At 62.5% G+C, this 14,561-nt stretch carries 12 protein-coding genes; 9 read left to right on the forward strand and 3 right to left on the reverse strand.

Annotation, left to right across the window (positions count from 1 at the left end):
• Positions 1–11 precede the first annotated feature (11 nt).
• The gene (gene panC / locus ACRC0P_RS16750; protein ID WP_438632443.1) at positions 12–860 is read right to left on the reverse strand and encodes a pantoate--beta-alanine ligase; all 849 of its coding nucleotides are present in this window, start codon (positions 858–860) and stop codon (positions 12–14) included.
• 143 nt (positions 861–1,003) lie between these two features.
• Here panC and ACRC0P_RS16755 point away from each other — a divergent pair, with 143 nt between their 5' ends.
• From ACRC0P_RS16755 to ACRC0P_RS16795, 9 genes are all read left to right on the forward strand, one after another.
• On the forward strand, positions 1,004–1,693 hold the full coding sequence (locus ACRC0P_RS16755; RefSeq protein ID WP_438632444.1) for a DUF6515 family protein: 690 nt from the start codon (positions 1,004–1,006) through the stop codon (positions 1,691–1,693).
• A 263-nt stretch (positions 1,694–1,956) separates the two neighbouring features.
• Positions 1,957–3,879: a biosynthetic arginine decarboxylase gene (speA, locus tag ACRC0P_RS16760; RefSeq protein WP_438632445.1), complete on the forward strand. Its 1,923-nt coding sequence runs from the start codon at positions 1,957–1,959 to the stop codon at positions 3,877–3,879.
• 282 nt (positions 3,880–4,161) lie between these two features.
• A complete protein-coding gene (locus ACRC0P_RS16765; RefSeq protein ID WP_438632446.1) occupies positions 4,162–5,370 on the forward strand; it encodes a saccharopine dehydrogenase family protein in 1,209 nt (402 codons plus the stop codon).
• A 107-nt stretch (positions 5,371–5,477) separates the two neighbouring features.
• Positions 5,478–6,671 (forward strand): carboxynorspermidine decarboxylase, encoded by a 1,194-nt coding sequence (nspC, locus tag ACRC0P_RS16770; protein ID WP_438632447.1) that lies wholly within the window; start codon positions 5,478–5,480, stop codon positions 6,669–6,671.
• Positions 6,672–6,806: 135 nt separating this feature from the next.
• The gene (gene speB, locus ACRC0P_RS16775) at positions 6,807–7,673 is read left to right on the forward strand and encodes an agmatinase (RefSeq protein WP_438632448.1); all 867 of its coding nucleotides are present in this window, start codon (positions 6,807–6,809) and stop codon (positions 7,671–7,673) included.
• Between the two features lie 22 nt (positions 7,674–7,695).
• Positions 7,696–7,848, forward strand: a complete 153-nt coding sequence (locus tag ACRC0P_RS16780) for a hypothetical protein (protein WP_438632449.1) — start codon at positions 7,696–7,698, stop codon at positions 7,846–7,848.
• 76 nt (positions 7,849–7,924) lie between these two features.
• Positions 7,925–8,527 (forward strand): DUF6515 family protein, encoded by a 603-nt coding sequence (locus ACRC0P_RS16785; protein WP_438632450.1) that lies wholly within the window; start codon positions 7,925–7,927, stop codon positions 8,525–8,527.
• A 245-nt stretch (positions 8,528–8,772) separates the two neighbouring features.
• Positions 8,773–9,537 carry an SDR family NAD(P)-dependent oxidoreductase gene (locus ACRC0P_RS16790; RefSeq protein ID WP_438632451.1) on the forward strand — a complete coding sequence of 255 codons (765 nt, stop codon included), beginning with the start codon at positions 8,773–8,775 and terminating at the stop codon, positions 9,535–9,537.
• A gap of 253 nt (positions 9,538–9,790) precedes the next feature.
• The gene (locus ACRC0P_RS16795; RefSeq protein WP_438632452.1) at positions 9,791–10,507 is read left to right on the forward strand and encodes a FadR/GntR family transcriptional regulator; all 717 of its coding nucleotides are present in this window, start codon (positions 9,791–9,793) and stop codon (positions 10,505–10,507) included.
• Positions 10,508–10,551: 44 nt separating this feature from the next.
• Here the strand turns inward: ACRC0P_RS16795 and ACRC0P_RS16800 are convergent, their stop codons facing one another.
• Positions 10,552–11,634 carry a winged helix-turn-helix domain-containing protein gene (locus tag ACRC0P_RS16800; protein ID WP_438632453.1) on the reverse strand — a complete coding sequence of 361 codons (1,083 nt, stop codon included), beginning with the start codon at positions 11,632–11,634 and terminating at the stop codon, positions 10,552–10,554.
• A 189-nt stretch (positions 11,635–11,823) separates the two neighbouring features.
• Positions 11,824–14,535 (reverse strand): replicative DNA helicase, encoded by a 2,712-nt coding sequence (locus ACRC0P_RS16805; protein ID WP_438632454.1) that lies wholly within the window; start codon positions 14,533–14,535, stop codon positions 11,824–11,826.
• Positions 14,536–14,561: the final 26 nt, after the last annotated feature.

Here is a 14,561-nt window from a genome sequence, read left to right on the forward strand (position 1 = left end):
TTCACCCCCCTTTAAAGTTGCAGGGATACGTTGTCGATCAGCCGCGCGGCGCTGGTGTAGATGGCGCCGAGCACGGTGATCTCCCCGTCGTCGTCCGCGGCGGGCTCCAGGGTTCTGCTGTTGCAGATGGAGAAATAGTCCACGCGGAAACCCGCCTGCTCGATACGTTTCTTCGCCTCAGCCTCCAGGTCGGAGAAGTCGCGGCAGCCGCTCTCAATCTGCTCCCTGGCCCAGTTCAGCGACTGGTTGAGCACCGCCACCCGCGGGCGCTCCTGCGGGGTGATGTAGCCGTTGCGCGAACTCATGGCCAGGCCGTCCGCCTCCCGGTGTACCGGCGCGGCGATGATCTCCACCGGGATGCACAGGTCCTCCACCATCCGCCGGATCACCGCCAGTTGCTGGAAATCCTTGATACCGAACACCGCCCTGTGGGGCTGCACGATATTGAACAGCTTGGCCACCACCGTGGTCACACCCTCGAAATGGCCGGGTCGGCTGGCACCGCAGAGCACGTCGGTCATCGCCGGGCAGATCACCCGGGTCTGCTGGTCCATCCCGTTCGGGTAGATCTCGCTCTCCTCCGGGTGGAACAGGAAGTCGCAATCCGCCTCGCGCAGGCGCGCGGTATCCTGTTCCAGGGTGCGCGGGTACTTGTCCCAGTCCTCGTTCAGGCCGAATTGCAGCCGGTTTACAAAGATGGATACGACTACCTGGTCACAGTGCTGTCGGGCGGTTTTGACCAGCTCGATATGGGCGTCGTGCAGGTTGCCCATGGTGGGCACGAAGCCGATGGTCTTGCCGGCGGCGCGGGCCTCCGCCAGCGCCCGGCGCAGGCTGGCCACATGGTGAAACACTTGCATCGCGATCTCTACCCCTGTGGGAGGATGAGCGCGGCATCATAGCAAAAAAAGATTTCGCCCGGTTCAGGAATGATTCAGTCCCCCGGGGACACACTGGCCACCAGTATTACGAGATGCCGTTCAACGGCACTGGAGAGAGCGCCATGAAAAAGCCCCTGAGCAAACTGACCACCCTCGCCGCCATTGCCGGCCTGCTGTTGGCGGGACCGGCCCTGGCGGACCGCGACGACCGCTTCGGTTACAAGGGCCCGGAACGCAAACTGTCCTACGCCGCCGGACCGGCCCACCGCGAAGATCGCGGGCACGACCGGGGCCGGGGACATCGCGACAAAGGCCGCAAGCACCACGACAAGGGCCGGAGGCATCACGACAAGGGCCGGAGGCATCACGACAAGGGCCGGAGACATCACTACAAAGGCCGGAGGCACCACGACAGGGACTGGGGACACCACAACAGGGACTGGGGACACCGCGACAGAAAGCGCCACTACGGTGATCGCCATCACTACAAGCACGGCTACAGGCACCGCCACCGCTGGCGCCCGCGCCACTACGGCTACGGCTACCGCTGGAACCGCCTGCCGCGCAACTTTGTACGCATCAGCTTCGGCGGACTGGGCTTCTATTACAGCGACGGCATCTTCTACCGTCCCCACCGGTACGGCTATGTGGTCGCACAACCGCCGATCGGCGCCATAGTGTACAGCCTGCCCGCCTCTGCGGTGACCCTGGCGTTCGGCGGCCACAACTACTACGTGGCCTACGATACCTACTACCTTTGGGACGCTCGCCATCGGGGCTACCGGGTAGTGGCCAACCCAGGCTTCTACTGAGTTTTCAACCCCTGTTGCCGGCGGCCCCTGTGGCCGCCTTTTTTTTGTGGAAAACGGGTTGCAGCGCCCCGCCCCGTTACTTACTTTGCGCCGGCGAGGCTTACTCGCGCACTTCATCTGGATCTTCTTCCACCCGGCAAAAACTGAACAAAAATTTAATTTTACCCGCTAAAAAACAGCGTTTTTCTTATCTATAGTTATTGCTTTCCGCCCTTTCTGGGCCCAAGATTCGCGCCCCGAAACACTCCAACCAAACAGGCGCCATGAAACAGCGACAAATACAGGACTGGACCTGCGAAGACTCCGCCGAACTCTACGGAATCCGCAACTGGGGCGCCGGCTATTTCGACCTGGACAAGGCCGGTGAAGTGACCGTGCAGGTGGAGACCGCGAGCGGTGAAACCCGCGCCGTTTCCCTGATGGACATCGCCCGCGGCGCCACCGAGCGCGGCCTGGGCATGCCGCTGCTGCTGCGCATCGAGAACCTGCTGGACGCGCAGATCGCCCGTATCAACGAATCCTTCGCCCGCGCCATCGCCGACTGCGGCTACCGCAATGTGTTTCGCGGCGTCTTCCCCATCAAGGTGAACCAGCAGTGCCAGGTGATCGAGGAGATCGCCAGCGCCGGACGCCGCTTCGGCCACGGATTCGAGGCGGGCAGCAAGGCGGAGCTGATCGCCGCGCTGTCGATCCTCGACAACACCGAATCGCTGATTATCTGCAACGGCTACAAGGACGAGGAATTCATCAACCTGGGCCTGCAGGCCCAGCGCCTGGGCGTGCAGATTTTCTTTGTGGTGGAAACCCCCGCGGAAGTGGAAACCATCATCCGCTGCGCGGAGCGGGAGCAGGTGCGCCCCAACATAGGGGCGCGCATCAAACTCGCCTCCAAGGTGGGCGGCTACTGGAACGCCACCAGCGGCGACCGCAGCATCTTCGGCCTGGGCAGCAACGACCTGATCGCCATGGTGGACCAGTTGCGCCGCCACGATATGCTCGACTGCCTCAAGCTGCTGCACTACCACCTGGGTTCCCAGGTGCCGAATATCCGCGATATCCGCACCGGGGTACTGGAAGCCTGCCGCTACTACGCCGACCTGGTGGAAGAGGGGGCGGCCATGGGCTACCTGGATCTGGGCGGCGGTCTGGCGGTGGACTACGATGGTTCCAAAACCAACTACACCCACTCCAAGAACTACTCCCTGAACGAGTACTGCGTGGACGTGGTGGAAGCCATTATGGGCACTCTGGACAGCGAGGGCGTCGCACACCCGGTGATTATCACCGAGTCCGGACGCGCCACCGTGGCCTACTCCTCGGTGCTGCTGTTCGATATCCTCGACACCACCCGTTTCGAGCCGGTGGAGCTGGAACACACCAAAATCAACGAGGGCGACCACCCGATGCTGCGCAACCTGCAGGATGCGGTGAACAGCGTCAGCGCGAAAAACCTGCAGGAGAGCTATAACGACACCCTCTACTATCGCGACGAGGTGCGCGCCCTCTACCTGCACGGCCAGGTCAGCCTGCGCGAGCGCGCCAACGCGGAAAACCTGTTCCTGCAGGGCGCGCAGAAGATCCGCGCGCTGCTCGACGAAGCGGAGGAAGTACCGGTGGACCTGCAGGCGCTGCCGGAAGTACTGTCGGACATCTATTACGCAAACGTCAGCGTCTTCCAGTCGCTGCCGGATATGTGGGCCATCGACCAGGTATTCCCGGTGCTGCCGATCCACCGCCACGGCGAAGCACCCACCCGCTCGGCGATCATCGCCGACATCACCTGCGACTGCGACGGCAAGATAGACCGCTTTATCGGCCGCCAGGAGGAGCACAAGACGCTGCCGCTGCACCCCCTCGTGGGCGACGAGGACTACATCCTCGGCGCCTTCCTGGTGGGCGCCTACCAGGAGACCCTGGGTGACCTGCACAACCTGTTCGGCGACACCAACGTGGTCTCAGTGCGCATTCACGACGACGGCAACTTCGACTACAGTCGGGAAATCCACGGCGACAGCATCGCCGACGTGCTCAGCTACGTGGAGTACCGGCCGCAGGACCTGTTCGAGCGCTTCCGCAAGCTCGCCGAGCGCGCGGTGAAGGACGGCAAGATCAGCCCGCAACAGCGCAAGCAGATTTTGCACACTTATACCGCTAGTATGAGTGGTTATACGTATTTTGAAAAATAAGGACTCGGGACTCGGGACTCGGGACTCGGGAAAGATTGTAGGGTGGATAAGCGCCAGCGCATCCACCAACCTTTCGCGGCGGATGCGCGTGACGCTTATCCGCCTACGCGCTGAGGCGAAGGCACTGATGCCGGTGGCCGTCCGCGAAACGATTGCCGATGAGGCTGTTGAGCGGACGGCCACCGGCAGCAGGGCCGCCCGTACACCCTATCGAGGGTATAGCACTTTCGGCATCCTAAAATTTTAAGCGGCTTAGGTTCCGCAAAGAATAAGGAGATTTTTATGGCCAATGTACTGATTATCGGCGCCGGCGGCGTCGGCCAGGTGGTCGCGCACAAGTGCGCGCAGGTACCGGAGGTATTCGAGAAGATCACCCTGGCCAGCCGCACCAAGAGCAAGTGCGACAAGATCGCCGAGATGCTGCCGCGCAAGATCGACACCGCGCAGGTGGACGCGGACCACGTGGGCGAAATGGTGGCGCTGATCGAGAAGGTCAAGCCGGATATGGTGATCAACGTGGCCCTGCCCTACCAGGACCTGCACATCATGGACGCCTGCCTGGAAACCGGCGTGCACTACCTGGACACCGCCAACTACGAGCCGCCGGAAGAGGCCAAGTTCGAATACAAGTGGCAGTGGGCCTACCACGAAAAATTCGAGAAAGCCGGCCTGATGGCGCTGCTCGGCAGCGGCTTCGACCCGGGCGTGACCAGCGTGTTCACCGCCTACGCGAAGAAGCACCACTTCGACCGCATCAAGACCCTGGATATTCTCGACTGCAACGCCGGCGACCACGGCCTGCCGTTTGCCACCAACTTCAATCCCGAGATCAACATCCGCGAGATCACCGCCAACGGGCGCTACTGGGAAAACGGCGAGTGGGTCACCACCAAACCGATGGAAGAAAAGCGGGTTTTCGACTTCCCGGCAGGCATCGGCGAAAAGGATATCTATCTCCTCTACCACGAGGAACTGGAGTCCCTCAGCAAGCACTTGCCGGAAATCGAGCGCGCGCGTTTCTGGATGACTTTCTCGCCCAACTATTTGAAACACCTGGAAGTGCTGCAGAACGTCGGCATGACCAGCATCGAGCCGATCGAATTCCAGGGCCAGGAAATCGCGCCGATCCAGTTCCTGAAAGCGCTGCTCCCCGACCCCGCCAGCCTGGGCCCACTGACCAAGGGCAAAACCTGCATCGGCAATATCATCCGCGGCATCCCTAAAGACAGAACAGGGGGCGACCAGGAAAAAATCTACTACGTCTACAATATCTGCGACCACCAGGAGTGCTACAAGGAGGTCCAGTCCCAGGCCATCTCCTATACCACCGGCGTGCCGGCGATGATCGGCGCCAAGATGATGTTGGAAGGCAAATGGATGAAGCCCGGCGTGTGGAACATGGAGCAGATGGACCCGGACCCATTTATGGCCGACCTCAACCAGTACGGCCTGCCGTGGCAGGAGACCTGGCTGGACAAGCCGTTCCAATAGAAACTTGCGGCCACCTGTAGGATGGGCAAAGCGCAGCGTGCCCATCAGCGCAAATTGATGGGCACGTCGCTGCGCTCCTTTGCCCATCCTACGAGACAAAGCTGCCTATGGACCTGACTCCCCGAATCGACTACTTCGGCAACTTCGACCCCAGCCGCGTGCCGTCCCCCTGTTTCGTCGTCGACGAAAGAGCGCTGCGCGACAACCTGGAAGTGCTGGCCGATGTACAAAAACGCAGCGGCGCCAAGGTGCTGGCGGCGCTGAAAGCCTTCTCCATGTTCAGCGTCGGCCCCATCGTCGCCGAGTACCTGTCCGGCACTGCTGCCTCCGGCCTGTTCGAGGCGAAACTCGGCTACGAGGAGTACGGCGGCCGCGCCCTCGACAAAGAGGTGCACGTATTCAGCGCCGGCTACAAGGAGAGCGAACTGCGGGAAATACTGCAATTCGCCCACCATGTGGTTTTCAATTCCTTTTCCCAGTGGAAGCGCTACAAAGATCTGTGTCTGGAAATGCAGAACAAAAGGCCGGAGTTGCGCTTCGGCCTGCGCATCAACCCGGAACACTCCGAGGGACACACAGACCTCTACGATCCCTGCGCGCCCTGCTCGCGCCTGGGCATAGTGCGCTCACTGTTCGACGGAGAGGATCTCCACGGTATCAGCGGCCTGCACTTCCACACACTGTGCGAGCAGGATTTCAAACCGCTGGAGCGCACCATCGCCGCGGTGGAGGACAAATTTAAAGACCTGATCCCGCAGATGGAGTGGATCAATTTCGGCGGCGGCCACCATATCACCCGCTGTGACTACCAGGTGGATGAACTGGTGAACGCAGTGCGCGCCTTTGCCGACAGACATAATGTGCAGGTTTACCTGGAGCCCGGCGAGGCGATTTCGCTGTTCGCCGGCGTGCTGGTGGGCGAAGTGGTGGATCTCACCTGGAACGGCCGCAATCAGGCGATCCTGGACACCTCCGCCACCTGCCATATGCCGGACGTGCTGGAAATGCCCTACCGCCCGGACATCACCGGCGCCGCCCGCCCCGGCGAACTGCCCCACGACTACCGCCTGGGCGGCCAGAGCTGCCTGGCTGGCGACAGCATCGGCGAATACAGCTTCGCCGATCCGCTGAAAATCGGCGACCGCCTGGTGTTCGAGGAAATGGCCTACTACACCATGGTCAAAACCAATACCTTCAACGGCATTCCGCTGCCGGCGATCGCGCTGTGGAATTCGAAAACCGACGAGCTGAAAATTGTCAAAGAGTTCGGCTACGAAGACTTCAAGGGCCGCCTTTCATAATTCGGGACTCGGGACTCGGGACTCGGGACTCGGGACTCGGGACTCGGGACTCGAAAGAATAGCTCCCCTCTCCCGCTTGCGGGAGAGGGGCCGGGGGAGAGGGGCCAGGGGCCGCTCCTACTAAGGGGTTAATTCATGGACGACGAGAAAGCCATTTTCCTGGGCTCGGAAATCGAACAACCCAGACCGGAAGAAGCCCTGTTCCATATCCTGCCGATTCCCTACGAGGCCACCGTGTCCTACGGCGGCGGCACCGGCCGGGGCCCCGCTGCGATTATCGAGGCTTCGCAGCAACTGGAAACCTTCGACAACTTCTCCTCCCCCTGCGAATTGGGCATCTATACCCGCGCTGCGGTGGACGTCTCCGGCAAGCCCGAGCAGGTGATGGGCAATATCGCCGCGGCCACCCGCGGGATTCTCGAGCTTGGCAAAATGCCGGTGGCCATCGGCGGCGAGCACTCGGTGACCTGGGGCGTGATCAAGGGCTACCTGGACGCGGGTGTAGAGGACTTCGGCGTGGTGCAGATAGACGCCCACGCGGACCTGCGCGACCGCTATGAAGGGGAAAAGCACAGCCACGCCAGTGTGATGCGCCTGGTGGTTGAGGCCGGTATTCCGCTGTTCCAGTTGGGTATCCGCGCCTACTGCGAGGAGGAAATGGGCGCGCGCGACAAGTACGGCGTGCACTACCTGGACGCCCACCAGCTGGTGCCTACCGATGTGCAGGAATTCGATCTGCCGGAGGACTTCCCGAAGAAGGTATTCTTCACCCTGGACGTAGACGGCATAGACCCGTCGGTTTTCCCCTCCACCGGCACTCCGGTGCCCGGCGGGCTGGGCTGGTACCAGACCCTCAACCTGTTCGAGTCGGTGGCCCGGCAGCGGGAGATTATCGGCTTCGACCTGCTGGAATTCGCCCCTATCGAGGGCTTCCATGCCTACGACTTCGCCGCCGCGCAACTGCTGTACAAGCTGATGGGAATCGTACAGCGCAACCGCTGACGCATTTTGTAGGAGCGGGCCAATGCCCGCGACTGGACTACACTACGAAGCGGGCTCGATCGCGGCCATGGGCCGCTCCTACGCAGACCTCTCCAGTACATCGATGACCCTGTGGTCCGCGGATAACCTCCAGCGACCGCCCGGCGAAGGCCGGCGTCCGTTTGGCACTTCTTAACGCGCAGGCGTGGCGCTCCCGGCCCAAAGAGGGTTAATATTTAAACGATGTAAGTAATCGCTTAGTAGGAAAGGCTGTGAAAACGTTAAAAACCCTGATCGGCGCCGCAGCTATCGTGGCCTTGGGGGCATTCGCCTTCATCCCACCCGCCGACGCGCGAACACCCGGCCACCAGCGCCACGGCTACGACCATCACCACCACTACCGGCACGGCCGCCGTTACCGTGGACCGCGGATATCCATCGGCTTCAGCGCCCCCATTCTGCCATTCGGCTACATGAGCCTGGCAGTGGGCGGCCGCCCCTATTACTACCACAGCGGCTATTTCTACCGGCCGGCACCGGCGGGCTACGTGGTGGTCTCCGCCCCCCTGGGCGCCTCGGTGATGACGCTGCCGACCAGTGCGGTGCGGCTGGAGATCGGTGGCGCCACCTACTTCCAGTACGCAGATGCCTACTACCAATGGCACCCGGCCAGCCGCGACTATGTGGTGGTCCCGCCGCCGGTGACTGCGGCCAGCACCTCTTCCGACTATACCCCGGGAGAAGTGGTGGAGACCCTGCCCCCCGGGTACACCGCGGAAACCGTCAACGGAGTGCAGTACTACCGCTACGGCAGCGACTATTTCCTCCCGACCCAGCGGGATGGCAGGGAAGTCTATGTGGTGGTGAGGCTCTGAGAGCAAACGGCTTTTATCGCCACTGATCGCGGCCAGCGGCCGCTCCTGCAGCAGGAGCGGCCGCTGGCCGCGATCGGTTTTGCCCCTTAACCACCCTGCCGCAGCCCCGGATAACGGAAGTCGCCTGGAGGTTGTCCCGCTTTATGTGGCCGGAAACGGATAGAAACCGCTTGGCAGACCCGCGCCGTCAATTTATCATATAAATATGCATAAAATCATAAGGCCATAAAGGGGAAAGTGCAGCGATGGCAGTAACGACCTATTCCGATCTCAAAGACACCTCGGTCTTTATCACTGGCGGCGGTTCCGGTATCGGCGCCGCCTTTGTCCGCGCCTTTGTCGCCCAGGGGGCGCGGGTCGCCTTTGTGTCCCTGGACGCGGACAAGGCCGGGCATCTGTGCGACGACATAGAGGCCCAATCGGGTGCGCGGCCCTTCTATCGGAGCTGCGATATCTCCGATGTGGACCACCTCAAGGCCTGCGTGGCGGAAGCGGTACAGGAGATAGGGCCCATCGATGTACTGATCAACAACGCCGCCCGCGATACCCGCCACACCCTCGACGAATTCACCCCCGAAGACTGGGACCAGTCCATCAACACCAACCTGCGCCCCCACTTCTTTACCGCCCAGGCGGTAGCGGCGGGTATGCGCGGGAAAGGGCAGGGCAGCATCATCAATGTGGGCTCCAACTCCTCCCTGCTGGGACTGAGCGGTTACCCGGCCTACGTCACCGCCAAGGCGGCGATCATCGGCCTCACCAAGGCACTGGCGCGGGAGCTGGGGCCGGACAATATCCGCGTTAACGCCCTGATTCCCGGCTGGGTGATGACCGAGCGGCAGAAGGAGCTGTGGGTGACCCCGGAGGCATTGCAGGAGTGCCTCGACCAACAGTGCCTGAAAGACACCATTTCCGAGGAGGATTGCGCAAATTCAGCGCTCTTCCTCGCCTCCCGGGCGTCGAGGATGATCACCGGCCAGTCCCTGGTGATCGACGGCGGCCGGGTGTAGAGATGGACGCCTCCGGCCACTGGCGAATGGCCCGTGGCCGGGAGGCGGGAGGCGGGAACCTGCCGGGCAGAGATCTCTCACCTGGTTCCAGCATCATCTTCGAAACGATGGCGAAATATCGTGATATCATCGCCAAATCACCCCACCACTCCTCCGAACACCGACAGCCAGACTCGAACTATCGTACCGGGGGTAGCCGTGGCCATTGTGTAGATTTATCATATGAATATTCACTCCACGGACCGACGTTAAGATGGATAGAGAACAGAGTGGGCGCAACCTGACCCAGCAACTGGTGCACACCCTGGGGGCCGCCATCGCCAGCGGCCGCTACAGGGTCGGCGAGGGCCTGCCCTCGGAGGCCCACCTGTGCGAGGAGTTCGGCATCAGCCGCAGCGCCACCCGCGAGGCGATCAAGATGCTCACCGCCAAGGGGCTGATCAGCTCGCGTCCGCGCCAGGGTATCCGCGTACAGCCGCGGGAGACCTGGAACATGTTCGACCCGGATGTACTCGGCTGGATACTGCGCGGCCAGCCCACCCTGGAAATGCTCAAGGAGTTCCTGCAGCTGCGGGTGGCCATCGAACAGGAAGCGGCCGCGCTGGCGGCAGAGGACCAGGACAAGCCCAAGATCGCCGCAATCGGCGCGGCCCTGCGGCGCATGAAAGAGGCGGAAGAGGGGCTCGGCGATCCGGTGGAAGCGGATATCGCCTTCCATATCAACATACTCAAGGCCACCAACAACCCCTTCTATATGCAGCTCTCCAGCTTTATCGAGACGGCGCTGCGGGTGAGCATCCGCTTCACCAACCGCATCAAAGGAGTGGAGACGGCCAGCTACAAAAACCACAAGCGGCTCTACGACGCCATCGACCAGGGCAATGTGCGGGCCGCGCGCAAGGCCTCGGACACAATGCAGATAGAGGCGCTGGAGCTGATCAAGAGCGAGCTGGCGAACAAGGTGGCCTAGAATCAGGGGCACAGCCCCTTTGTTCGCGGCGCGCGCGGCGCACCCTACAGGGCCTGGGCCTCCAGGCCGTGGAAACGGGCAAAGCCCGCCAGGGCGCGGGTAAAACTGGTCTTCAACGCCGCGCCCGGGTCCGCCTTCCAGTGCAGGGATTTGATCCGCAACAGCCCGCCCTCCCGGTCCGCCTTCAAATCCGCCACACCGGCAAATTTATCCCCGTACAGAATCGGCAGGCAGAAATAGCCGTAGCGCCGCTTGTGTGCCGGCAGGTAGCACTCCAGCTGGTAGTCGAAATCGAACAGCCTTTTCAGTCGCTTGCGCTGCAACACCAGCGGATCGAAGGGGGACAGCAGGCGCGCCCGGCGGGCCGGCCTGGCCGGAGTCGGCCGCCCGTCCTCCGCCAGTATCAGCTCCTTCCCCAACGGCATCAGTTCGCCGCTTTTCAGCATGGCGTCCACCGCGCATTTGATCAGCGGCTTGTCGTGGCGGCGCAGGTAGGCGATCTCCTCCGGCCGGCCCACGCCCTGGCAGCGCAGGAAAGTGCGCACCAGGTGGCGGCCGTAGTCGGCGTCGCTGGCGGTATCGGTGGCGATATGGGAGGGCAGCAGGCGCTCCGGCAGGTCGAAGACTTTCTGGAAGCCGTCGCGGTGGCTCACCATCAGTTCGCCCTCGTGAAACAGCTGCTCCAGGGCTTTCTTTTCATCGGACCACTCCCACCAGCCGCCCTTCCCCTTCACGAAGTCACTGGCCTTGAGCGCGCCCTCGGCGCGCACCCGGTCCAGCACATAGCGGCACAGTTTGGCGTTTTTCTCAAACCAGTGCCGCTGTCCCTCGCGGAGGCGGTCCATGCGCACCCGCGCGTAGCGGTAGTGCTCCATGGGCAGGTAGGCGGCGGCGTGGGACCAGTACTCGAAAATCTCCCGGCGCCGCTCCGCTTTCTGCAACTGGCTCTCGCGGTAGCGCGACAGGCGGTTGTAGAGCTGGTGGTGGTGGGCGCGGGCGATCACCTGGATGGCATCCAGCTGCAGCGCGCCCAGGTGGCGGATCAGCGCCGGCAGGTCGCCGGGCCAGGGTTTGTGGATATGCTGGCGTTCAATAACCAGCGCGCGGGTTTCTTGTACGGATAACAATTCAACACTCCCGTAGGGGCGGACCTTGTGTTTACCCTGTTGCGGGCCTGGGCCCGCTTGCGGAGCTGGAGCTCCGCGGTCCCGGGTTCGGCGAACACAAGTTCACCCCTACACCGTGCCGTTGGCCACCCTGGGAACGCGGAGCTCCAGCTCCGCATGCCGGCCAGCGGCCGGCCATCTCCGACGCGATCAATCTCCCTGGTAGTACTCCGGCGCCAGGTTGTCGAAGCGGGTGTACTTGCCCACGAAGGCGGCGCGGCAGGTCCCGATCTCGCCGTTGCGCTGCTTGCCGATAATCAGCTCGGCCATGCCCTTGTCCGGGCTGTCCTCGTTGTAGTATTCGTCGCGGTAGATAAACAGGATCACGTCCGCGTCCTGTTCAATGGCACCCGAGTTATGGCTGACAATACCGTCCGCGAACCAGCTTTCGTGGAGGGGCACACTGAGATCGTAGACATCTTCCTCGCCGTCCGGCTCCACCCGCACCACCCGGTCCCAGAAGAGGTCGCTGTCCGCCTGCTGCACCAGATCTTCATCTTGCAACAGCTGCGCATAACCCCGCACAGTATCCCGTGACGGCGCGAAGTTGAAATGGGCCGAGCCCCCGTAGGATGTTCCGCGCAGGGCCGCCATCCGCCGCTGTGAAACACCCCGGGCCCGCATGGTTGCCTTCACCTGAGAGAATATCGAAGGCGGCAGAGTGTCCACATTGGTATTCCCCCTTACCGACGCCAACCTCTTGCTCAGTGCGTCGGCCTGGACAGCCCTGGGCCCGAAACCGCCTACGAGGTCGAGGAACCGGCGCTGCATGTCGGCGCCGGTAATACACACCAGATAGCCGGGGCGATGGTCTCCTTTCTGGTTTTTCTGTATGCGGGCGATGATCCCCAGCCTCTGCAACAGGAGCGCAACGTCCCGGGCCAGTTGCGGGCTATTGGTGGAATAGTGGATGAGGTTGCTGCCCCTGCGCTCCGCAGGGCGCGTATAGATGGTCCCGTCCGTCGCCCACAGATGTTGCAAAAACAGCGCCACCTGTCTGTCAGACAAAGAGAAAACACCACCGGGAATGCATTTTTCGTGGGAGCGTTGGTCAAATACGCCCAGCTCCCGCAGCCATAAATTCATTCCCGCCGGGTGCCAGCGATTGCCATTGCCACTAAAAACCAGTTGGTGCCAGCTCGCATCCTTGTGGACGTGGCGGTTGACGGCAACTCCAAACTCTTCGCTTGCCGCACGCCTGACAGCCTCGCTGTTAGTCTCGGAATTGGTGGTATAGCGCAATGGCTGGCCTTTCAGGTAGCTGCCGTCACCGATCAAATGACCGAGCAGAACCACCTGCTGATCCGGCATCTCCTCAACCTTTTCGGGCTGCGGCAATTTGCGCGCGAGCGCCAGGCGGTCCCCGACAGAGATTTCTCCAACCGTTTTCCAAGACATATCCACCAGCAGGCGGTGTTCGGCCGTGGCGCGAATGCTGCGGCCGCTGGCCAGTTGGATTTTAAACACCGGCTTGCGCCCGACCTTCCAGACCTTACTGCTGGCGGCACTGACGATTTTCCCCGCCTTATCCAGGGCCAATACTTGGGGCGCCTGCCCTTCCAGTTCGCGGATCGGCATCCGTTTACCATCGGCCAACAGGACGGGGGTGTCCCCGGTTACACACTCCCTCAAGTCGGAGTTCATCGGTCGCTTGTTGGGGCGCTGCTCCACACCGCGGTTGAGCTGGGACAGGGCGATCACCGGGCAATCGTACTCCTTCGCCAGGGCCTTCAAAGACCGCGAGATCTCGGAGATCTCCTGGGTGCGGCCTTCGGTGCTGCCGGCCACCTGCATCAGCTGCAGGTAGTCCACCATGATCAGCGCCGGCATGCTTCTGCGCTCGGCCTCCTCTCGGCTGAGTTTGCTGTCCGCCTGCATCAGCCGGTTGGTGTGGTCGCGCACCGTGCGCTTGGTGCGCGCGCGCACTTCGCTGGGGGTCAGCGCCGGGGTGTCGTCGATGTACAGGGCCCTGCCTTTCATCTTCTGTACCGCGCTGGAGAGCTTGGGCCAGTCCTCTTCCTGCAACTTGCCGTTGCGGATGCGCCCCTGGTCGATGCGGCCGATGGAGGACAGCATACGCATCACCAGGCTGTCCGCGGGCATCTCCATGCTGAACACCAGGGTCGGGCGCTCTTGGGACAGCATTGCGGTTTCCACGAAGTTGAGCGCCAGTGCGGTCTTGCCCATGGAAGGGCGCGCGGCGAGCACAATCAGCTCCCCCGGCTGCCAGCCGGAAGTGCGCTGGTCCAGCTCGGTGAGGCCGGTGCCCAGGCCGGTGATGTCCCCCTCGGATTTGAACAGTTCGTCGATGCGCTCGACGGTCTTTTTGAGCAGCGCATCGACGCCGACAAAGCCCCCCTCCTTGGCGCGCCCCTCGGCGATCTCCGCCACCCGGCGCTCGGCCATCTGCAGCAGGTCACTGGAGGCCAGACCGCCGGGGTTGAAGCTGGTGCGGCTGATCTCGCCGGCGGCGGCGATCAGCTGGCGCAGCATGGAGCGCTCGCGCACGATTTTGGAGTAGGCGACGATATTGGCCGCGGAGGGCGTATTCTCCGCCAGTTCCGCCAGATAGGCGGGGCCGCCCACTTCCGCCAGCAGGTCGCGGCTGGCCAGCGCCTCCGCCAGGGTGACGATATCCAACGGCTGCTCGCCGTTTGCCAGTTGCACCATCACCGAGAAGATCACCCGGTGCCTGGCGACGAAGAAATCCTGCTCCCCCAGCTGTTCGGCGACGCTGTCCAGGCGGCTGGAATCCAGCATCAGCCCGCCCAGCACCGACTGTTCCGCCTCTACGGAGTGAGGCAGCGGCGAGGATTCCTCGGTCTGTAGTTCATCTTCGGGGACGGCGTACTCGTCGTGCATAGGGATTTGCCGGTTACCAGAAACAA

Origin of the sequence: Microbulbifer sp. (assembly GCF_051659245.1) — a bacterium.
Taxonomy (GTDB): Bacteria; Pseudomonadota; Gammaproteobacteria; order Pseudomonadales; family Cellvibrionaceae; genus Microbulbifer.